Genomic DNA, 20,520 nt, shown 5'->3' with positions numbered 1-20,520 from the left:
AATTGGCAGTGGACGCGTACGGGTGATATAGGCATCCCCGTCGCCCGTCCGAGGGGTCGGCGGGACCGAAGTGGACGTCCTGACTCCGTGTGCACGCGTTCACGAGACGGGGATGTGACCTGCGTCACGCCGCCGGAGCCCGAAAAGAACGGGGCTTGGCCATCCGCGTGAAGAGGTGGTAAGCGAAGGGCAATTCGGGCATCTGATTGAAAACCCATGATCAAGGGCACAATGAGGCGCGCCCGATTTGCCCGTTACGGCGTCAATAAGGGCGACGAGGAAGCGGATTGGAAGGTTCCGGTCGTAACTGTGGCGCAACCCACGTTTCTTGAAGGGAACCGTGAAGCCCTGATAGCGGTTGTACCCATGTCCCAGACCGCTCACATACCCAGCCACCGGAAGCCCCGCCGCAGCGCCTCGAAGCTCGCGCTCCGCGCCGGAGTTGCCGGTGGCGTCCTCAGCACCATCGCGGTGGCCGGTGCTGCCGGACCGGCCAGTGCCGAGCCGGTGACCGAGACCATCGAGATGCCCACGCTGGGCTCGCTCGGCACCGACCTCTCCAGCGCCGTGGCCGCCTCCGCCGAGGCGTCCCAGCAGGAGGCCCTCGACCAGAGCCTGGAGGCCCAGGAGGCCGCCGCCCTGGAGAAGGCCGCCAAGGAGGCCAAGACGGCGAAGGCCGAGGCCGACCGCAAGGCCGAGGCCGAGCGCGCCGAGAAGGCCCGCCAGGAGGCCGAGGCGAAGGCCGAGCGCGAGCGCGCCGAGGCCGAGGCCCGCGCCGAGGCGCAGGCCCGTGCCTCCCGCGACAGCGCCCGCACCCAGCTGACCGCCACCTCGGCGTCGGACTCGTCGTCCTCGGACTCCGACTCGGGCTCGGGCTCCTCCTCCGCCTCCGAGTCGACCCAGGTCGCCTCCGGCTCCGCCGCCGCGATCGTCGCCTTCGCCAAGGCGCAGGTCGGCGACGCGTACGTCTCCGGCGGCACCGGCCCCAACTCCTGGGACTGCTCCGGCCTCGTCCAGGCCGCCTACCGCCAGGCCGGCATCGACCTGCCGCGCATCTCGTACTCCCAGTCGAGCATGGGCACCTCCGTCTCCCTGAGCAACCTCCAGCCGGGCGACGTCCTCTACTGGGGCAGCCGCAGCGGCTCGTACCACGTCGCCATCTACGTCGGCGGCGGCAAGTACGTCGGCGCGCAGAACCCCTCCACGGGCGTCGTCGAGCGCTCCCTGGACTGGGACCCGCCGTCGGGCGCCGTCCGCATCCTCTGATCCCCGGATCGGAGCCGTACGAAAGGGCCGTCACTCCTCGGGGGAGCGACGGCCCTTCGTCGTACCGGGACCCCGGGGGGTCACGCCTTCGGCGCGACCTTGGTTTCACCGAGTCGCAGGTGATTCACCGGACACCCCGCACCAGGGTCGGCGGATCGGTCGGCAATGAACCGAGCACGTCTCCCCCGAGATTTTTCCTACCACCGGTGTTACGTTTTAGGTATGAGCAGCCACGTAGCCCCCCAGGCCGCCGAGCGGGCCGGTAAGAGATCGGTGTCGCTGGCGCAATCCTTGATCAAGGAAGTCGAGGAGCGTACCGGCAAGAACGGCTTCTCCTCCGTTGTGGCCGAAGCCCTGGAGGAGTGGCTCGCCGCGCAGAAGCTCCGCGAGGTCGTGACCGCCGACCGCAAGGCGTTCGGCCCCGTCTCCGCCGAAGCGCGGCGGCAGGCGGAACAGGAGTGGTAAGCAAGCGCCTCAAGATCAAGGCAAAGAGCGAGGGCACGCTCGTCCTGGACGCCCAAGGGCTTTCACTGCATGTCGACGGCGACGAGGGGATGCGCGCGCGCATCGAGGTAGCTCAGCAGAGCGGCCGGCGCGTCGCGCTGTCCGCCCTGACGCCCTTGGAGGTGCGCCGGACCGGCGAGGCCGCCAAGCGACTCCGGTTCCTGCTTTCCCGGTTCGATGTGAAACCGGTCGACGACGCGGTGACGGACGCCGCGGCAAAGCTGCTCGACGCCTCGGGACTTGACGGACACGAATGCCTCGTGGACGCACTCGTGGTGGCCACGGCCGCACTCTGCACTCCCCCGGTGCTGCTCGTCACGTCCGACAAGTCGCACATCCCCGCGCTGTGCAAGGCGGCCGAAGAGCTTTCCGGTTCACCGAAGGTGAAGATCATCAAGGTCTGAGGGTCCGACTGCCGTACGCCGGGCCGCTCGGCTTCGTACCGTGCGGCCCGACCTTGACCGATCAAGCGCGGGGGGTCACGCCTTCGGCGCGACCTTCGACAGGCCGTTGATGATGCGGTCCATGGCGTCGCCGCCGGTCGGGTCCGTGAGGTTCGCCAGCATCTTCAGCGTGAACTTCATGAGGACCGGGTGGGTCAGGCCGCGCTGGGTCGCGATCTTCATGACCTTCGGGTTGCCGATGAGCTTCACGAAGGCGCGGCCCAGGGTGTAGTAGCCGCCGTAGGTGTCCTTGAGGATCTTCGGGTAGCTCTGCAGGGCCAGTTCGCGCTGGGCGGGGGTGGCGCGGGCGTGGGCCTGCACGACGACGTCGGCGGCGATCTGGCCGGACTCCATGGCGTAGGCGATGCCCTCGCCGTTGAACGGGTTGACCAGACCGCCCGCGTCGCCCACCAGGAGCAGGCCCTTGGTGTAGTGCGGCTGGCGGTTGAAGGCCATCGGGAGGGCGGCGCCCCGGATCGGCGTCGTCATGTTCTCCGGGGTGAAGCCCCAGTCCTCGGGCATCGAGGCGCACCAGGCCTTCAGCACCTCGCGCCAGTCCAGCTCGCGGAAGGCGGAGGAGGAGTTGAGGATGCCGAGGCCGACGTTGGACGTGCCGTCGCCCATGCCGAAGATCCAGCCGTAGCCGGGCAGCAGGCGGTCCTCGGCGCCGCGCTTGTCCCACAGCTCCAGCCACGACTCCAGGTAGTCGTCGTCGTGCCGCGGGGTCGTGAAGTACGTGCGGACCGCGACGCCCATCGGCCGGTCCTCGCGCCGGTGCAGGCCCATGGCCAGGGAGAGGCGCGTCGAGTTGCCGTCGGCGGCGACGACCAGCGGGGCGTGGAAGGTGACCTCGGTCTTCTCCTCCCCCAGCTTGGCGTGGACGCCCGTGATGCGGCCCGTGCGGTCGTCGACGATCGGCGCGCCGACGTTGCAGCGCTCGTACAGCCGCGCGCCGGCCTTCTGCGCCTGCCGGGCCAGCATCTCGTCGAAGTCGTCGCGCTTGCGGACCAGGCCGTAGTCCGGGTACGAGGCGAGGTCGGGCCAGTCGAGCTGGAGCCGCACCCCGCCGCCGATGATCCGCAGGCCCTTGTTCCGCAGCCAGCCGGCCTCCTCGGAGATGTCGATCCCCATCGCGACGAGCTGCTTGGTGGCGCGCGGGGTCAGTCCGTCGCCGCAGACCTTCTCGCGCGGGAACGCCGTCTTCTCCAGGAGCAGCACGTCGAGCCCGGCCTTGGCCAGGTAGTACGCGGTGGTGGAGCCGGCCGGGCCCGCCCCGACGACGATCACATCAGCGCTGTGCTCGGAGAGGGGCTTCTCGGTCACGGCGAATCTCCCGAAAGGTCGGCGAAGAGGGTCGCTGGGAAGTCTAGGACGGGCGTCACGAGCCGGACCGCAGGCCCCGTCCAGCGGAGTGGGGACCGCGGCGGAGGGGCGGGGCTCAGGGGGTCTTGAAGCCCCGGTGGAGGGCGACGATGCCGCCGGTGAGGTCGCGCCAGGCGACCTTGGACCAGCCGGCCTTCCGGAGGAGGGCGGCGAGGGTCGGCTGGTCCGGCCAGGAGCGGATGGACTCGGCGAGGTAGACGTAGGCGTCGGGGTTGGAGGAGACGGCGCGGGCCACGGGGGGCAGGGCGCGCATCAGGTACTCCTCGTACACCGTGCGGAACGGGGCCCACGTGGGGTGGGAGAACTCGGAGATGACGACCCGGCCGCCCGGCTTGGTGACCCGGTACAGCTCGCGCAGGGCCTGCTCGGTGTCCTGGATGTTGCGCAGGCCGAAGGAGATGGTGACGGCGTCGAAGACGTCGTCGCGGAAGGGCAGCTTCGTGCCGTCGCCGGCGGTGAACGGCATCCACGGGTGACGCTGCTTGCCGACCCGCAGCATGCCGAGGGAGAAGTCGCAGGGGACGACGTACGCGCCCGCGCGCGCGAAGGGCTGCGAGGAGGTGGCGGTGCCGGCGGCGAGGTCGAGGATCCTCTGCGCGGGCCGGGCGTCGACCGCCTTGGCGACCTCCTTGCGCCATCTGCGGTCCTGGCCGAGCGAGAGCACGTCGTTGGTGAGGTCGTAGTTGGCCGCCACGTCGTCGAACATGGAGGCGACTTCGTGCGGCTGCTTGTCCAGATTGGCTCGGGTCACGCTCCCCATTCAAGCAGCCGCCGGAATCTCCTCCCGTACCGCTTCAACCTTTCGGACCCGGGTGTGCTCAAGGACGGTCGGAAGCGCCGTACGGCAGCGAGGAGAGCAGGGGTGCGATGGCATTGACGACCGAGATGGACCCGGGGGTGGCCGTGGTGGCGGACGTGGGGTCGGCGGCCGGGTTCGAGGAGTTCGCGCGGGCCGCGCAGCAGCGGCTGTACCGGACGGCGTACCTGCTCTGCGGGGACGCGGAGCACGCGCGGGACCTGACCCAGACCACGCTGGCCAAGCTGTACCAGCACTGGCGGCGGGCGGGGGCGGCCGAGCATCCGCACGCCTACGCCAAGACGGTGCTGACCCGGACGTTCCTGGCGGAGCGCCGCCGGCGGCTCCGGGACCTGCTCGTGCTCACCCGGACCGGGGGCACGGTGCCGGAGCCCGCCGCCGACCACACCGAGCTGCGGGTCACGCTGCTCGCCGCCCTCGCCGAACTGCCGCCGCGGGCCCGGGCGATGGTCGTGCTGCGCTACTGGGACGACCAGAGCGTGGCCTCCGTCGCCGCGCTGCTGCGGTGCAGCGAGGCGACCGTGAAGAGCCAGTGCTCGCGCTCGCTCGCCCGTCTCCGCGTACGCCTGGCCGACGCCGGGCTCTCGCTCTGAGGATCCGAGGAAGAGGTCTGTTGTGAACGACGACACCACCGCCCTGCGCGACGCCCTGGACCACACGGCGGAGGACCTTCCGCCGCTGCCCGACCTCGCCCCGCTCGCCGTGCGCGAGGGGCGCAGGCGCCGGGCCCGGGCCCGGTTCGCGACCGCGGCGACCGCGTTCGGCGTGGTCACCGCGGGGGCACTCGGTCTCACGCTGCTGCCGGGGAGCGACCCGGCTCCCGCGATGCCGGCCGCCGTGCCCTCGTCGCCGGGGGCGAGCGCGAGCCCGAGCGTGAACCCGGACGCGAGCTATCCCCCGGTGGTCGTGGAGGAGACGCCGGGCGTCCCCCCGCCCGACAACCCGGACGGGCTCTCGGACGCCGAGCGGGAGCGCCGGGCGGTCCACCAGCAGCGCGTGGCCGTGCTGCTCGACGAGCTGCTGCCCGCGAAGGTCACCGAGATCCGGCCGGTCAAGGACAAGGTGTCCGCCTACCGGATCACGGCGGGCGGGGAGCCCTTCTGGCTGACCGTGTCGGTGCGGCCGACCGACGACCGCGCCGTCGAGGACTGCCCGGACAGGCCGGACCCGAGGATCGTCTGCGAGACCGTCGTCTTCGACGGGGACCGCGAGGCCCAGCTGCTGTCGTTGGCGACGAGCGAGCCGGGCACGTCGGCCGCGTACGTGCGGTTCGTGTACGGCGGGAGCCGCGTGCGGCTCTCGGTCGACCCCGAGGGCGCGCCGTCGCCCGTGACCCCGCGCCAGCTGTTCGCCGTCGCGGAGGACCCCCGCTTCCTCGACCTGGTGCGGGACACGGACGCGCGGCCGGTGGAGAAGAAGGAGTCTCCGGCCATCGTGGGCGGGTGAGTCCGGCCGGGCGTCCCCGCGCCGTCGGACCCGTCCGGCGTCCCCGCGCCGTCGGACCCGTCCGGCGTCCCCGCGCCGTCGGACCCGTCCGGCGTCCCCGCGCCCTCGTCCCCGCGCCGTCGGCGGCGCGGGGGCGAGGGCGGCCGGGGAGGGTCAGATCAGCAGGTCGTACGTGTTCCAGCCGCCGCCGATCAGGCTGCGGGAGCTGTCGGGGACGAGCGTCGGGTTCCACGAGGGGGCCGTCCAGCGCTCGCCCTGGTGGAGCCAGAGGTTGCCGGCGGCGTCGCGGGCGACCAGGTCGGGGTTCCCGTCCCCGCCGAGCTCGCCCGTCCCCGTGAGGGCGGTGTAGCGGTTCCAGCCGCCGCCGACCAGCTGCCTGCGGGTGAAGGGCGGGCCGGGGGCGACGGGCGGGACGTCGTACTTCCAGAGCACGCCGGCGGTGTCCCGGCCGAGCGCTCCGTCCGGGGAGGCCAGCGTGGTCAGGGTGGTGTAGGCGTTCCAGCCGCCGCCGACCCTGACGCGGTCGTAGAACCGGCCGCCGCCGATCGACTTCGTCTCGTAGTGCCACAGCACGCCCGCCGCGTCGCGGGCGACCAGGCCGCCCCTGGAGTCGCCGGTGAGGGCGGTGTAGGCGTTCCAGCCGCCGCCGATCCTGACACGGGGCTTGAACGGGGCGTCGGGGTCGCCCGTCCCGCCGTAGTACCAGAGGACACCGCTCCGGTCGCGGGCCACCAGGTCGCCCTCACCGGCGGCGTCGGGCTTCCACAGCGGGGTGACGACGGTGTAGACCTGCCAGCCGGCGCCGACGCGCTTGCGGCGCTCGAAGGGCCGGGCGGTGTCGCCGGTGCCCTCGTACCGCCACAGCACGCCGGAGCGGTCCCGGGCGTGCAGGGCGCCCCGCTCGCCGGCGGCGGGCGAGGTCACCGCGGCGTGGGCGGTCGCTCCCCCGAGCGCCTCCGGTGCCACGAGCGTCAGCGGGACGAGCGCCGCGGCCAGTGCCGCCCCCGCGATGGTCCTGTGCGTGCGTGCCATGTCGACCCCTCCTCGTTTCCTCCGTGGACACCCCGGGGGCGGCGGATGGTTGCACGAGGGGGCGGAGCGGGTCAGCGGGCGCGGTAGACCAGCCGGCCGTCGAGGATCGTGGCCACGCAGGTCGACGCGCCCCGGCGGACGAGCTCCGCCGTGTCGGCGACGGCGAAGACGGCGAAGCGGGCGGGGGCGCCGGGGGTCGGGCGCGGGAGGAGGACGAGGGGGGTCGGGGAGAAGGACGGGGGGCCGGGGAGGACGTCGGGGCGGCGGCCGGTGGCCAGGCCGGCGCGGCGCACCGCGTCGGCGGCGGCGCGGGTGCGCAGTTCCCCGGCGACGGCGACCGTGCCGTGGGCGAGCATCCGCTGGACGCCCCGGCGGGCGCTCGCGCCGGGGCGGGAGGGGTCGGCGCGGAGGAGTTCCGCGGCCCGCGCCCCGGTGACCGGCTCGGTGCCGTACGCGTCGGCCTCGCGCGGGTCCGGGTGGTAGGTCCGCTCCAGGAGCTCGGGGGCGTACGGGTTGAGCAGGCCGGGCAGCAGGAGGCCCGGCCAGCGGCGGAGGCGGGCGTCCTGGTGGGCCTCGGCCAGCTCCTCGTACGGGCCGACGGCGGCGATCCGCGCGCCGTCGACGAGGACGGCGGTCTCCGGCGACCCGTCGGCGGCGTGCAGGGTGAGCAAGGAGGGCCTCAGTTCGCGTCGAGGAGCTTCAGCTCCGGGTGGGCGGTGCCGCCCTCGATGGCGATCGAGGAGATGTGGGAGGCGACGCGGTCGTCGACCGGGTCGTTCGCCGGGTCGTCGTGGACGACGAGGTGCTCGTACGTCGTGGCGCGCTGCGCCGGGACGCGGCCCGCCTTGCGGATGAGGTCGATGATCTCCAGGCGGTTGGAGCGGTGCTTGGCACCGGCGGAGGAGACGACGTTCTCCTCCAGCATGATCGAGCCGAGGTCGTCGGCGCCGTAGTGCAGGGAGAGCTGGCCGACCTCCTTGCCGGTGGTCAGCCAGGAGCCCTGGATGTGGGCGACGTTGTCGAGGAAGAGCCGGGCGATCGCGATCATCCGCAGGTACTCGAAGAGGGTGGCCTGCGTGCGGCCCTTGAGGTGGTTGTTCTCGGGCTGGTACGTGTACGGGATGAAGGCCCGGAAGCCGCCGGTCCGGTCCTGTACGTCGCGGATCATCCGCAGGTGCTCGATCCGCTCGGCGTTGGTCTCGCCGGTGCCCATGAGCATGGTGGAGGTGGACTCGACGCCGAGGCCGTGGGCGATCTCCATGATCTCCAGCCAGCGCTCGCCGGACTCCTTGAGCGGCGCGATGGCCTTGCGGGGGCGCTCGGGGAGGAGCTCCGCGCCGGCGCCGGCGAAGGAGTCGAGGCCGGCGGCGTGGATGCGGGTGATGGCCTCCTCGACGGAGACCCCGGAGATCCGCGCCATGTGGTCGATCTCGGAGGCGCCGAGGGAGTGGATGACGAGCTGCGGGAAGTCCTTCTTGATGGCCGAGAAGTGCTGCTCGTAGTACTCGACGCCGTAGTCCGGGTGGTGGCCGCCCTGGAACATGATCTGGGTGCCGCCGAGCTCGACGGTCTCCGCGCAGCGGCGCAGGATGTCGTCGAGGTCGCGGGTCCAGCCCTTCTTGGTGTCCTTGGGGGCGGCGTAGAAGGCGCAGAACTTGCAGGCCGTCACGCAGACGTTGGTGTAGTTGATGTTCCGCTCGATGATGTACGTCGCGATGTGCTCGGTGCCGGCGTAGCGGCGGCGGCGCACGGCGTCGGCGGCGGCGCCCAGCGCGTGCAGGGGCGCCGAGCGGTACAGGTCGAGCGCCTCCTCGGGGGTGATACGGCCGCCCGCGGCGGCGCGGTCGAGAACGGCTGTGACATCGAACGACGTGAGGTCGGCCTTCTCGGTCACCGTTTCGTCCCTTTCGGAGGCTTGTTTGACAGACCGGCCCAGCGTACGCCAGTGAGGGTGCGGGACCGGGCCGGGGTCCGTATCGGCGTGAATTTCCGATGAACGTTCAATCGCGCGATTCCCGCGGCGGGAATGGGAGTGGCCGACGCGGTTCCCGGGCGGTAAATGCGGACGGGAATTGCCCGACTCCGCGAAGGGGGCCGAGCGGGATCGGGCGGGGCTATTCCGGCGGAAGCAGATCGACCGCGACGTCCGCCGCAAAACCGGTCGTCGGTCCGGTGCGGCGGGCGAACTCGCGCACTCCGGCGAGTTGCTCCGGACCGAAGCGGAAGTCGAGCGTACGGAAGTACCGTTCCAGCAGCTCGGCGTCGAATGCCTCCCAGCGGGCGGCCTGCTCCGCCACCTTGGTGACCTCGTCGAGGGAGAGGTCGCGGGAGGCGAGGAAGGCCCGGTGGACGTCGTGGACGGTCTCCGGTTCGCGGGCCAGGTAGTCCTTGCGGGCCGCCCAGAGGGCGAAGACGAAGGGGAGCCCCGTCCACTCCTTCCACATCAGGCCCAGGTCGTGGACCTGGAGCCCGAGCCGGGGCGCGTCGTGCAGCGAGGCGCGCAGCGCGGCGTCGCCGATGAGCACCGCCGCCTCGGCCTCCTGCATCATCAGGCCCAGGTCGGGAGGGCAGGTGTAGTACGCCGGCTCGACCCCGTACCGCTCCGTGAGCAGCAGCTGGGCCAGGCGGACGGAGGTGCGGGAGGTGGAGCCGAGGGCGACGCGGGCGCCGTCCAGCTCCTCCAGGGGCCGCTGGGAGACGATCACGCAGGACATGACGGGACCGTCGCAGCCGACCGCGATGTCGGGGAGGGCGACGAGCCGGTCGGCGTGGCGGAGGTACTCGACGAGGGTGATCGGGCCGATGTCGAGGTCGCCCCGGACGAGCCGCTCGCTCAGCTTCTCCGGGGTGTCCTTGGTCAGCTCCAGATCGAGGAGCGTTCCGGTCCTGGCGAGGCCCCAGTAGAGGGGCAGGCAGTTCAGGAACTGGATGTGCCCGACCCGGGGCCGGCTGCGCTGGTGCTCGTCGTTCGCATTGTCCACAACGCGAGGCTAGACCCCGTCTCGTACCGTGGACATCGTCGGGGGCTTCCGGGCACATCGGCGCGGCGCGTCAGCATGTGAGAGCCCGGATCAAACATGAGGGTGACGTGATCTTTCCCTCTATCGCTGCGCGCACGCTGCGTGCTAGGCTCGACGCAAGTTGCAGTTTGGTTTCCCTTGCAGTACAGAGCCTGCGGAGCATGTGACCCGCAGGCTTTTGTAGTTTTCAGACTTGTTTGCAGGTTCTGGAGCAGGGCGACCCTTTGGCCCATAGGAGGGCTCATGGCTACCGGAACCGTCAAGTGGTTCAACGCTGAAAAGGGCTTTGGCTTCATCGCCCAGGAAGGCGGCGGCCCGGATGTCTTCGTCCACTACTCCGCGATCAACGCGAACGGCTTCCGTTCGCTTGAGGAGAACCAGCAGGTGAGCTTCGACGTCACGCAGGGCCCGAAGGGCCCGCAGGCGGAGAACGTCACCACGATCTGAACGCCGTAGTGGCGATCGCGATCTTCTAGAGCAGTACCCAAGGAGCCCCGCTCCGTGCCGCAGGTGCGGCACGAGCGGGGCTCCTGCCCGTTTTGCCGGTGTCCACCCCCTACCGCCGGTGTCCACCCCCTACCGCCGCCGTCCACCCCGTACGTGCCGCGACGGACGGCGTTCCCCCCTGCGATCCGGCCCCGATACGTACGCTGGACACATGACCGAACGGAAACCGCCTGGCGTCAGCTTCGAGTCCTTCGTCGACAAGCAGATCCGGGAGGCGGCCGAGCGCGGCGAGTTCAGCAGGCTCTCCGGCTTCGGCAAGCCCCTCGCCGACGACACGGCCCCGTACGACGAGCTGTGGTGGGTCAAGCAGAAGATGCACCGCGAGGGCATGTCGGCGCTGCCGGCCGGCCTCCTGCTCCGCAAGGAGGTCGAGGACACGGCCGCGGCGGTCGCGGCGGCCGCCTCGGAGAGCCAGGTCCGGCGGATCCTCGGCGAGATCAACACCAAGATCGCGGAAGCCCTGCGCCGCCCGCCGGCCGGACCGCCGCTGCACCTGACGCCCTTCGACGTCGAGGCGGAGCTGGCCCGCTGGCGGGAGGCGCGCGACCCCAAGGGGGCGTGATGAACAGTGCCGGTCTGCTGCTCGACTCCTTCGGCCGGATCCGGGAGGCCGTCCACGAGGCCGTGGAGGGCCTCGGCGAGGAGGAGCTCGCCGTCCGGATCGACCCGGACGCCAACTCGGTCGCCTGGCTCGTCTGGCACCTCACCCGCATCCAGGACGACCACCTGGCGGGCGCGTTCGGCACGGAGCAGCTGTGGCGCTCCGACGGCTGGCGGGACCGCTTCGGCCTGCCGTTCCCGCCCGCCGCGACCGGTTACGGCCACACGTCCGCGCAGGTCGGGGCCGTACGGGCGCCGGCCGCGCTGCTCCTCGGCTACCACGACGCCGTCCACGACCGGACGGCCGAGCTGCTCGCCCCCGTCACGAACGCGGACCTCGACCGGGTCGTCGACACCGCGTGGGACCCGCCCGTGACCCTGGGCGTCCGGCTCGTGTCGGTGGTCGCGGAGGACCTCCAGCACGCGGGGCAGGCGGGGTACGTGCGCGGGGTGGTGGAGCGGCGGGGCGGCTGAGGCCGGCGGGAGGACCGGCGCCGGGCCCGTACAACCCTTCGGGCCCCCCGGGAGTCCACCCCGTGTCTCGTACTCGCGTACGAGGCACGGTTCGCTCCTGGAGGATCCTTGCTCTTCGCCCGTACCCGGCGCCGGCACGTCGCCGCGTCCGTCGCCACCGTCCTCGCCGTCACGCTCGGCGCGGGCGCCCTGACCGTCCCGGCGGCCGTCGCGGCCGACGGCCCGTCCGCCTCGGCCCCGGCGGCGGAGGGTGTCGCCACGATGCACCCGCACACCACGCCCTTCGGCTGCGGCACCGGCGGCTTCTTCTCGCACTTCCCGCACGACCCCGACACGATCTTCTGGACGAGCTACGCGACCGGCAGGACGGAGTCCCTCGGCACCGCCTGGGACGTCGGCGGCGACCTGTACTACGGGTCGCGCAGCGGGGGCAAGGTGAAGAACATGGCCACCGGCGCCACGTTCGCCTATCCCGCCTCGGCCTACGGGGTGGGCATCGCCGGCGGCCACCTCTTCGCCACCGACCGCGGCGAGACCACGCTGACCATGTACTCCGCCGACGAGGAGCCCCGTGCGGTGAGCGGCCTCCCGGCCGGGGTCAGGGAGCTGGCCGTCCGTCCGGGCACCGACGAGGAAGCCGTCCTCGGCTTCATCGGTGCCGACGGAAAGCAGTACCACGCCCTCGTGGACCTGGCGTCGGCCGAGATCACCGAGACGTTCGCGACGCCCGGCGCGTGGACGTACCGGGACATGCCCTCCGTGCCCACGGACATCAGCGTGAACGCGCGGTGGATCGCCTGGTCCGAGTGGAACGACGCCACCGGGGAGGGCACGGCGGTCGTCCGCGACCGCGCCACCGGCGAGCAGCGCAGGATCGGACTGGGCACGCACGCGTTCAAGCCCCGGCTGCTCGGCGACTGGATCGTCCACGTCGGACGGTCCACCACCGGCTCCACGACGAGGAACGCCCTGCTGGCCACCCACCTCACCAGCGGAGCCACCAGCAGCCCGCTGCTCGACAGGGTCTCCGGCGCCCTCGTCCAGGACGGGACGGACGCCCTGCTCGCGGGCGGCGGCAACCTGGGCGCCGGCTACGGCGCGGCCCGCATCACCCTCGGCGAGGACGGACGCCCGGCCGCGACCCTCATCGGTTCCTACACCACGGTCGAGACCGCGGAGATGAGCCCGGCGACCGTGCCCACCGGCACGGTCGACCTGGACACGACCCGGAACCCGGACTTCTCCTTCCGCTTCAACCACACCAGCACGAAGTACACGCTCGTCCTGAAGCACACCCGGACCGGGAAGACCCACACCCGGACCGAGGGCGCCTTCGACGTCTCCGACACCTGGTGGGCGGACTACTCCGCCGGCTTCCCCTACGGCGAGGCGTGGGACGGCACCCTGGACGCCACCCATGCCGACGGCTCGGCCGCACGGATCGGGGCGTACAACGGCGCGTACACCTGGGAGATGACCGCCGAGTCCCTGGCCGGAGCCGGTCCGGCCCTGAAGAGGTCCGGATCGTTCACCGTCACGCGCGCCGCGAAGCCGCACGACTTCGACGACAACGGCTCCCCCGACCTGCTCGGCCGGGACGCCTCCGGCGTCCTCTGGTCGGACAGCGCCTACCGGGGCGACGCCGCGACCGGCGCCCCGGAGACCCGGATCGGCGGCGGCTGGCAGGTCTACGACCGGATCGAGGCCACCGGCAGCCTCGGAGGGACCGCCCACGCGGACCTGATCGCCCGGGACAAGGCCGGCGTCCTCTGGGCCTACCAGGGCAACGGGCGCGGCGGCTTCGACGCCCGCACCCAGGTGGGCGGCGGCTGGCAGGTCTACGACAAGCTCGCCGGCGGCTCCGACCTCACCGGCGACGGCCGCCCCGACCTCCTCGCCACCGACAGGACCGGTGTCCTGTGGCTGTACACCGGCACCGGCAACGCCAGGTCCCCCTTCTCCGCCCGGAAGAAGATCGGCTCCGGCTGGGGCGTCTACGACCAGCTCACCGCCACCGGCGACATCGCGGGCGCCGCCTCCGGCGACCTCCTCGCCCGGGACAGGGACGGCGTCCTCTGGATGTACCTCGGCAAGGGCGACGGCACCTTCACCGCCCGCACCCGCGTCGGCGGCGGCTTCGGCCGCTACTCCGAGCTCGTCGGCGCGGGCGACTCCGACCGCGACGGCAGGAACGACCTGCTCGCCGTCGACCCGGCCACCAGGACCACCTACCTCTTCAAGGGCACGGGGCAGCGATACACCCCGTTCGACCTGACCCGCGCCACCACGACCCTCTTCAAGGGCGGGTCGTACGAGCTCAACGGCTGACGGACGCGCACCGGCCGGGCACGGCGCGACCGTGCCCGGTCCCTCCCCGGGAGCCAGGGCCCTCACGGACCCCCGGGGGGGTTCCGCGTACGACCACCTCGCCCGATCCCGCGGAACCACTCGTACAACCACTCGATCACCTCGCGAGTCTGACCGGGCACGGCACGCACGTGTCCGGTCTTCCTCGTGGGGGTTTCACTTGCAGCACCGCACCGCCGGCACCACCCGCCTCGCCACCGCCATCACCGCGGTGCTCGCCGTCACGGCCATCGGCGCCGGGACGCTCTCGACGGCGCCGGCCGCCTTCGCGGCCCCGCCGGCCGCCGTCTCCGCCGCCGAGGCGGACTCCCTCCCCGCCTTCCCGACGGGCGCCTCCGTCACGGCGACGGGCCCCGGCGGCTTCCTCACGTACGACTCCTACCCCTCCGACCCCTCCCGCGAGCTGCTCTGGACGCCGTACGACGGCGGTGCGCCGACCGCGCTCCCGCGCCCCGAGGGCGGGGCCTGGGCGGCCTCCGGCGGTGACGTGGTCGCCCTCGGCGACGCCGGCTTCACCTCCGAGTTCCGCAAGCTCACCCTGCGGAACATGGCCGAGCCCGCCGCCCCCGGCGTGGAGCTCGACCTCGGCGCGATCGGCGGCAACTACGTGGCCGTGCTGGGCCCGAAGAGCGTGCTCGCCCAGATCACCGACGCCGACGGCACGGCCGAGCTGCACGTCGTCACCAAGGACGGCACCGGCACGACGACCCGCGCGGTGCCGGGACTGCCCGCCGACGCCACCGACTTCTTCACCAGCGCGCCGGTCAGGGACGGCATCGCCTTCGTCGCGTACGAGACCGGCCCGGCGGGCGCGCGCAAGGGCGGCCGCGCCGTGATCGACCTCGGACGGAACAAGGTCCTGGAGACCTACGACTCCACCGAGTCCGGGTACGGCTTCAGCCACCTGCTCTTCTCCGCCACGCACGTGGCGTGGCTCGACTGGAGGAGCGGCACGGGGATGTTCATCACCTCCGTCGACCGCACGACCCGCGCGGTCAAGGAGACCGTCCTGGGCTCGCGCGAGGACTCGTGGCACACCGAGCTGGTGGGCGACTGGCTGGTCTACGGCGCCCCCGAGAGCCCCGTCAGCGCCGTCTCCCTGACCGACGGCACGAAGCACACCGTCGCCGACAGCGCGACCGGCAGCGCCTCCGCCGCCGACGGCAGCATGGTGCTGACCGGCGCGCGCGGCCAGGACGGCGACGGCCTGTTCCGGATCGCGGCCCCCGCGGGCGGCGGCGCCCCGACCGTCACCAAGGTGGCGGACATGGTCCTCCCGCAGCCCCTGACCATCGACCGGGCCGACATCCCGGCGCGCGTGAACCTCGACAGGACCGGCGGCGAGGTGCGGCTGGGCTGGACGCTGTCGCGCGCCGACGCCTACATGTTCGTGACCTTCACCCACGTGGCCACGGGCAAGGAGTACCAGCAGTACGTGCACTCCCCCGCCGGCGACGAGAACTTCTCCGTCACCTGGGACGGCCACTTCGGCGACGTCGACGCGCCGAACGGCGCCTACACGGTGCTGGCGGAGGCCGAGTCGCTCGACGGCGTCGGCGGGCGCGTCCGCCGCAGCGGGCAGATGACCCTCACCCGCGACCCCAACCCGCACGACTACACGAACAACGGCTCCACCGACGTGCTCGCCCGGGACGCGGCCGGCGTCCTGTGGCGCGACGACCTCCGGGACCGGCCGGTCACGGGGCAGGTCACGACCGCCCAGCGGACCAAGGTCGGCGCCGGCTGGAACACGTACCGGCAGATCGAGGCGGTCGGCAGCATCGCCGGCGCCGCCCACGGCGACCTGGTCGCGCTCGACGGGGCCGGCACCCTGTGGCACTACCTCGGCAAGGGCGACGGCACCTTCACCGCCCGCGCCAAGGTCGGCGGCGGCTGGCAGATCTACAACAAGATCACCGGCGGCTCCGACCTCGACGCGGACGGACGCGCCGACCTGCTCGCCACGGACGCCGCGGGCACCCTCTGGTTCTACAAGGGGACCGGCTCCGTCACGAAGCCCTTCGCGACCCGCGTGAAGGTCGGCGGCGGCTGGCAGGTCTACAACCAGATCACCGCCGTCGGGAACATCGCGGGCACCGCCGCCGGCGACCTCGTCGCCCGCGACACGGCCGGCGTCCTCTGGCTCTACCAGGGCAACGGCCGCGGCGGCTTCGGCGGGCGCGTCCAGGTCGGCGGCGGCTGGGGCGCCTTCTCCCACCTCGTCGGCGCCGGCGACGTCGACAGCGACGGCCGCCCCGACCTCGTCGCCCACGGCAAGGGCGGCACCTACGTCTACAAGTCGACCGGGTCCTCCACCCGCCCCTTCACCCGGGTGAACACCAACCTCTACGCGGGCGAGGGCACCACGTTCACCAGCGTCTCCTGACGCCGGGGGTACGGGAGCGGGCGCCGGAGCGAAACACCCGCCCGGTCCCGTACAACCATATTTCCTGATCAATAGTCTCCCAGGGCGGTACGCACTCCTGTGCGTACCGCTCGGCCCGTTCCAGGCACCTCCAGGGGGAGACACCTTGACTTCCGTACGCTCCGGGCGGAGTCGCCGCCTCGGCGCCTCCGTCGCCCTCGTCCTCGCCACGACCCTCGGCGCCGGCGCCCTCACGGCCGGGCCCGCGGGCGCTGCCGTGAACGCCGCCCCGCAGGCCCCGCAGGCCACTCCGACGGCCGACGGACCCGGAGTGGTGCCCTCCTTCCACAAGCTGCTCGGCGGCGGGAAGCACGGCGCCTTCACCATGGACGGCAACCGGTACGACCACCAGGACCCCACCTACGGGCGGCTGACCTACACGCGGTACACGGACGGCACGACGATCGAGCTCGACCTGATCAGCGCCGAGGACCGGGTCGTGGCCACCGGCGACACCGGGGCCGTGATCAACCCCTTCGAGCGGTCCGTCACCGTCTTCGACGGCGCGAGGGGAGGCTCGTACACCCTGCCGGTCGACGAGGACACCTACGACCTCCGGGAGATCGGGCTCGCGGGCGGCGGGCTGCTCGCCGTCTCCACCACCGGCCCGGAGCCCGTCCTGAAGCTGCACACCGTGGCGGAGGGCAGCCGGGTGGTCGACGGCATGCCCGGGAAGGACGCGTTCCCCGCCCTGGCGTCCGCCACCGACACGCACGCCCTGGTCCTCACCAAGGACGCGCGGGGCGCGGCCGTCTGGGTCGTCGTCGACCTGGCCGCGGCGAAGGTCGTGGAGACCCACGCCGTCCCGGCGGCGGCGGACCCGGCGTCCGTCACCTTCGCCGACCGGCGGATCGCCTGGGCCGAGTACCCGGAGGGCGCCGCCCCCCGGGCGGTCGTCCGCGACCGGTCCGGCGGCGGGGAGACCGTGCTGCCGCTCCCCGCGGCGCCCGGCCGGGACTACGACCTCGGCCTGGTCGGCGACTGGCTGACGTACAGCCGGCCCGGCGGACTCGCCGCGACCACGCCGTCCCCGGCACGCGCCCTGACGGCCCGCCACCTGACCGGTGGCGAGTCGTTCGAGCTGCTGGACCACACCGTCCGGTCCACCGACAGCCCCGCGGGCGGCCAGACCGTGTGGGGCGGCAGCGTCGCCGCCGGGGAGAACGGCGAGGGCGTCTACCGGATCACCGCCGGCGCGGACGGCGTGCCGACGGCCGTGCAGGAGGCGACCACCCGCCAGTCCACCGCGCTGCGCCCCGGCTCCTCCGACCTCCCGCACGAGGGGAAGTGGATCCGGCCGGTGAACGGCGTCCTCGCCCCCACCCGCTTCGACTTCGCGCTGAACCGGGGCGACGTGCGGGTCGACGCCGTCTTCCGGCACCAGGACGGCGGGACGCTCACCCGGAGCTGGACCTCCAAGGAGCGGAACGTCCGGTTCGACTGGGATCACCACCTCGGCTCCACGGAGAACGGCGAGCCGCGGCACTCCGGCGCCCCCAGCGGCAGCTACCAGGTCTCCTTCACCTTCACCCCGCTGAACGGAATCGGTCCGGCGGCGCAGGTGAAGGGCCAGCTCGCCCTGGAGCTCGGCGTCCGGCCGCACGGCTTCGACTTCGACACCACCCCCGACCTCCTCGCCCGTGACTCCTCCGGCGTCCTGTGGACCGACAGCACGGTCATGACGCCGCAGGGGGAGCTGGACGCGCGGCGGGCACGGGTCGGCGGCGGCTGGCAGGCGTACGACCGGATCGAGGCCACCGGCGACATCGCCCGCTCCCAGCGCTCCGACATCGTCGCCCGCGACCGGTCCGGCGTCCTGTGGTTCTACGAGAGCAACGGCTACGGGCGCTTCTACGACCGCTCCCGGATCGGCGGCGGCTGGCAGGTCTACGACCTGCTCGCCGGCGGCTCCGACCTCACCGGCGACGGCCGCCCCGACCTCCTCGCCACCGACAGGACCGGCGTGCTGTGGCTCTACCGGTCCACCGGAGACGTCGAGGCCCCCTTCGCCGCCCGCAAGAAGGTCGGCGCCGGCTGGGGCGTCTACAACCAGCTCACCGCCACCGGCGACATCGCCGGCACGACGGGCGGCGACCTCCTCGCCCGCGACAAGGACGGCGTCCTCTGGATGTACCTCGGCAAGGGCGACGGCACCTTCACCGGCCGCACCCGCGTCGGCGGCGGCTGGAACGCCTACACCGAGCTGGTCGGCGGCGGCGACGCCGACAACGACGGGAAGGCCGACCTGTTCGCGTACAGCGCCCGGGAGAAGAAGACGTACCTCTACGGCGGCACCGGCGACCGCGCCAGGCCCTTCAAGGCCCGCAAGGCGAACACGGTCTTCGCCGGCGGCTCGTACAACCTTTTCGGCTGACCGGATGTCACACAGGCGGGTTCGCACGGTTGCGCGAACCCGCCTGTCTGCACCTGGAGGGGTCTTGCTTCCCGTACGCGTCACGCGCCGCCGCACCGCCGCCGCCGTCGCCACCGTCCTCGCCGTCACCCTCGGCGCCGGGGCCCTGACCGTCCCGGCCGCCGTGGCGGCCCCCGGTCCCGTCACGGCCGCGGCGGAGACGGAGGCGCAGGAGGCGGTCGCGCAGATGCCCCTGCACACCATCGTCGACGCGCCCGGCGGCAGCGCCGGCTTCTTCGTCGACAACTGGTTCAGGGGCGACTCGGTCGCCTGGACCAGTTACAAGGAGGGCAAGACCGTCTCGCTGGGGGCCTACACGGAGGTCTACGGCGGCGACCTGTACGTCGACTACGACGGCGACGTCGTCGACATGGCGACGGGAGCCCGCTACAAGCTGCCCGCGGAGAACGCGAACGCGGTGGGCGTCGCCGGTCCGTACGTCTTCACCGCCCTCACCCTCGACAACACCTCCGGCACCGGCACCACCACCCTCTGGGCCCACACCGCCGAGGGCAAGCGCCAGATCACCGGCCTGCCGGCCGGCGCCCAGGACTTCTTCGTCCGCGGGGAAACCGGGAAGCTCGGCCTCGTCCGCTTCAAGGACGCCGACGGCGCCCGCAACGAGGGTCTCGTCGACCTCGCGACGGGAGCGGTCACCGAGGTCTACAAGGTGCCGGGCAACGGCGTGTTCACCGCCTCGGACACCAGGGTCGCCTGGGTCGAGAGCGACGCGGACGGCACGCGGCGGGCGGTCGTGACCACCCGGGGCACCGACGAGCGGAAGACCGTCGACCTCGGCCCGGTGAACGCCTCCCCCCGCATCGCCCTGCTCGGCGACTGGCTCCTGGCCGGCGCGTTCCCCGGCACGTACGGCACGGACCCGGCGCTCGACTACCGGCTGCGCGCCTGGAACCTCGCCGACACCACCGCCGCGCCGGTCAAGCTGCTCGACCGCGTCCAGTCGATCCAGCCGGACGCCGGGAACGGCCTGCTGGTCAGCGGCGGCCTGGTCGGGACGGGCGACGGCGCCTACCGCGTCGGCCTCGACGCGGACGGCAAGCCGGTCACCACCTTCGTCGCGGCGAACGGCTCGCCGACCGAGACCGCGGAGATGAAGCCCGCGACGGTGCCGACGGGCACGGTGGACCTGAACAAGAGCGACGACCTCGACTTCCAGTGGCACCTCAACCACTCGGACACGCGGGTCACGGTGGAGCTGAAGCACGTCCGCACCGGCACCACCTACCGCTCGGTCCAGGACGGCTACGACGAGGCCGGCGGCTGGGACAGCAACTACGACACGGGCTTCCCCATGGGCCCCGTCTGGTGGGGCCAGTTCGAGAACACCGACGGCACGACCGGACCGCGCTCCCCGTACAACGGCGACTACACCTGGGAGATGACCGCCGAGTCGCTCGTCGGCGCCGGTCCCGCCCTGAAGAAGTCCGGCTCCTTCACGGTGACCCGCACGCCGAGGCCGCACGACTTCGACGACAACGGCTCCGTCGACCTGCTCGCCCGCGACGCCTCCGGCGTCCTCCGCTCGGACAGCTCGCTCCGCCGGGGCCGCTACGGCGAGATCGACTCCCCGGAGACCCGGATCGGCGGCGGCTGGCAGATCTACGACCGCATCGAGACCGTCGGCGACATCGCGGGCTCCGCCCACGCGGACCTGATCGCCCGCGACCAGGCGGGCGCGCTCTGGCTCTACCAGGGCAACGGCAACGGCGGCTTCGCGGGCCGCGTCGCCATAGGCGGCGGCTGGCAGACCTACGACCAGATCAGCGGCGGCTCCGACTACACCGGCGACGGCCGCCCCGACC

General features: G+C 72.6%; 18 protein-coding genes. 12 read left to right on the top strand and 6 right to left on the bottom strand.

The genetic code is table 11. From position 1 onward, the window contains the following. Nucleotides 1-366: 366 nt before the first annotated feature. The 3 genes from ACFQ8C_RS05065 to ACFQ8C_RS05055 all read left to right on the top strand — a co-directional run bounded on the left by ACFQ8C_RS05065 (nt 367) and on the right by ACFQ8C_RS05055 (nt 2,174). Nucleotides 367-1,266, top strand: coding sequence for a C40 family peptidase (locus ACFQ8C_RS05065; protein ID WP_383452378.1), 900 nt, complete (start codon nt 367-369; stop codon nt 1,264-1,266). Nucleotides 1,267-1,488: 222 nt separating this feature from the next. Further along, the gene (locus ACFQ8C_RS05060; protein WP_383452376.1) at nt 1,489-1,731 is read left to right on the top strand and encodes a hypothetical protein; all 243 of its coding nucleotides are present in this window, start codon (nt 1,489-1,491) and stop codon (nt 1,729-1,731) included. Then, complete coding sequence (locus ACFQ8C_RS05055; RefSeq protein WP_383452374.1) at nt 1,725-2,174, top strand: DNA-binding protein; 450 nt, start codon at nt 1,725-1,727, stop codon at nt 2,172-2,174. The genes ACFQ8C_RS05060 and ACFQ8C_RS05055 overlap by 7 nt, the downstream gene beginning before the upstream one ends. A 75-nt stretch (nt 2,175-2,249) precedes the next feature. Here ACFQ8C_RS05055 and ACFQ8C_RS05050 read toward each other — a convergent pair whose 3' ends face one another. Beyond that, on the bottom strand, nt 2,250-3,536 hold the full coding sequence (locus tag ACFQ8C_RS05050) for a geranylgeranyl reductase family protein (RefSeq protein ID WP_383452373.1): 1,287 nt from the start codon (nt 3,534-3,536) through the stop codon (nt 2,250-2,252). Nucleotides 3,537-3,651: 115 nt separating this feature from the next. Next, nucleotides 3,652-4,347, bottom strand: coding sequence for a demethylmenaquinone methyltransferase (locus tag ACFQ8C_RS05045; RefSeq protein ID WP_383452371.1), 696 nt, complete (start codon nt 4,345-4,347; stop codon nt 3,652-3,654). A gap of 134 nt (nt 4,348-4,481) precedes the next feature. Here ACFQ8C_RS05045 and ACFQ8C_RS05040 point away from each other — a divergent pair, with 134 nt between their 5' ends. Both ACFQ8C_RS05040 and ACFQ8C_RS05035 read left to right on the top strand, forming a co-directional pair. Continuing rightward, nucleotides 4,482-5,006, top strand: coding sequence for a SigE family RNA polymerase sigma factor (locus tag ACFQ8C_RS05040; RefSeq protein WP_383452498.1), 525 nt, complete (start codon nt 4,482-4,484; stop codon nt 5,004-5,006). Nucleotides 5,007-5,028: 22 nt separating this feature from the next. Next, on the top strand, nt 5,029-5,859 hold the full coding sequence (locus ACFQ8C_RS05035) for a hypothetical protein (RefSeq protein ID WP_383452369.1): 831 nt from the start codon (nt 5,029-5,031) through the stop codon (nt 5,857-5,859). Nucleotides 5,860-6,012: 153 nt separating this feature from the next. Here the strand turns inward: ACFQ8C_RS05035 and ACFQ8C_RS05030 are convergent, their stop codons facing one another. From ACFQ8C_RS05030 to ACFQ8C_RS05015, 4 genes are all read right to left on the bottom strand, one after another. Continuing rightward, complete coding sequence (locus ACFQ8C_RS05030; protein ID WP_383452367.1) at nt 6,013-6,891, bottom strand: tachylectin-related carbohydrate-binding protein; 879 nt, start codon at nt 6,889-6,891, stop codon at nt 6,013-6,015. 71 nt (nt 6,892-6,962) lie between these two features. After that, nucleotides 6,963-7,562, bottom strand: a complete 600-nt coding sequence (locus tag ACFQ8C_RS05025) for a hypothetical protein (RefSeq protein ID WP_383452365.1) — start codon at nt 7,560-7,562, stop codon at nt 6,963-6,965. Nucleotides 7,563-7,570: 8 nt separating this feature from the next. Continuing rightward, a complete protein-coding gene (gene mqnC, locus ACFQ8C_RS05020) occupies nt 7,571-8,785 on the bottom strand; it encodes a cyclic dehypoxanthinyl futalosine synthase (RefSeq protein ID WP_383452363.1) in 1,215 nt (404 codons plus the stop codon). Between the two features lie 220 nt (nt 8,786-9,005). After that, a complete protein-coding gene (locus ACFQ8C_RS05015) occupies nt 9,006-9,872 on the bottom strand; it encodes a menaquinone biosynthetic enzyme MqnA/MqnD family protein (protein ID WP_383452362.1) in 867 nt (288 codons plus the stop codon). Nucleotides 9,873-10,154: 282 nt separating this feature from the next. On the opposite strand from ACFQ8C_RS05015, the gene ACFQ8C_RS05010 reads away from it, so the two are divergent. The 7 genes from ACFQ8C_RS05010 to ACFQ8C_RS04980 all read left to right on the top strand — a co-directional run. Beyond that, nucleotides 10,155-10,358 carry a cold-shock protein gene (locus tag ACFQ8C_RS05010; protein ID WP_043227793.1) on the top strand — a complete coding sequence of 68 codons (204 nt, stop codon included), beginning with the start codon at nt 10,155-10,157 and terminating at the stop codon, nt 10,356-10,358. A gap of 211 nt (nt 10,359-10,569) precedes the next feature. Continuing rightward, a complete protein-coding gene (locus ACFQ8C_RS05005) occupies nt 10,570-10,980 on the top strand; it encodes a DUF1992 domain-containing protein (protein ID WP_383452360.1) in 411 nt (136 codons plus the stop codon). Beyond that, nucleotides 10,980-11,492 carry a DUF664 domain-containing protein gene (locus ACFQ8C_RS05000; RefSeq protein ID WP_383452359.1) on the top strand — a complete coding sequence of 171 codons (513 nt, stop codon included), beginning with the start codon at nt 10,980-10,982 and terminating at the stop codon, nt 11,490-11,492. Before ACFQ8C_RS05005 ends, ACFQ8C_RS05000 begins: the two co-directional genes overlap by 1 nt. Nucleotides 11,493-11,600: 108 nt before the next feature. Further along, entirely contained in the window at nt 11,601-13,820 is a 2,220-nt protein-coding gene (locus ACFQ8C_RS04995) for an FG-GAP repeat domain-containing protein (protein WP_383452358.1), read from the top strand. Between the two features lie 199 nt (nt 13,821-14,019). Then, a complete protein-coding gene (locus ACFQ8C_RS04990) occupies nt 14,020-16,245 on the top strand; it encodes an FG-GAP repeat domain-containing protein (protein WP_383452356.1) in 2,226 nt (741 codons plus the stop codon). A 145-nt stretch (nt 16,246-16,390) separates the two neighbouring features. Further along, entirely contained in the window at nt 16,391-18,658 is a 2,268-nt protein-coding gene (locus ACFQ8C_RS04985) for an FG-GAP repeat domain-containing protein (protein WP_383452355.1), read from the top strand. A gap of 64 nt (nt 18,659-18,722) precedes the next feature. Then, a partial coding sequence (locus ACFQ8C_RS04980; RefSeq protein WP_383452353.1) for a hypothetical protein occupies nt 18,723-20,520 on the top strand: 1,798 nt, incomplete at its 3' end.

The organism is Streptomyces sp. NPDC056503 (assembly GCF_042794995.1).
In the GTDB taxonomy this organism is placed as follows: domain Bacteria; phylum Actinomycetota; class Actinomycetes; order Streptomycetales; family Streptomycetaceae; genus Streptomyces.
Note: the sequence above shows the minus strand (reverse complement) of the source record. Positions and strands in the feature narration are given on the sequence as shown.

Coding starts and splice junctions, on each gene's coding strand:
- ACFQ8C_RS05065 (WP_383452378.1), top strand. CDS start 367: ATGTCCCAGACCGCTCACATACCCAGCCACCGGAAGCCCCGCCGCAGC.
- ACFQ8C_RS05060 (WP_383452376.1), top strand. CDS start 1,489: ATGAGCAGCCACGTAGCCCCCCAGGCCGCCGAGCGGGCCGGTAAGAGA.
- ACFQ8C_RS05040 (WP_383452498.1), top strand. CDS start 4,482: ATGGACCCGGGGGTGGCCGTGGTGGCGGACGTGGGGTCGGCGGCCGGG.
- ACFQ8C_RS05030 (WP_383452367.1), bottom strand. CDS start 6,891: ATGGCACGCACGCACAGGACCATCGCGGGGGCGGCACTGGCCGCGGCG.
- ACFQ8C_RS05010 (WP_043227793.1), top strand. CDS start 10,155: ATGGCTACCGGAACCGTCAAGTGGTTCAACGCTGAAAAGGGCTTTGGC.
- ACFQ8C_RS05005 (WP_383452360.1), top strand. CDS start 10,570: ATGACCGAACGGAAACCGCCTGGCGTCAGCTTCGAGTCCTTCGTCGAC.
- ACFQ8C_RS05000 (WP_383452359.1), top strand. CDS start 10,980: ATGAACAGTGCCGGTCTGCTGCTCGACTCCTTCGGCCGGATCCGGGAG.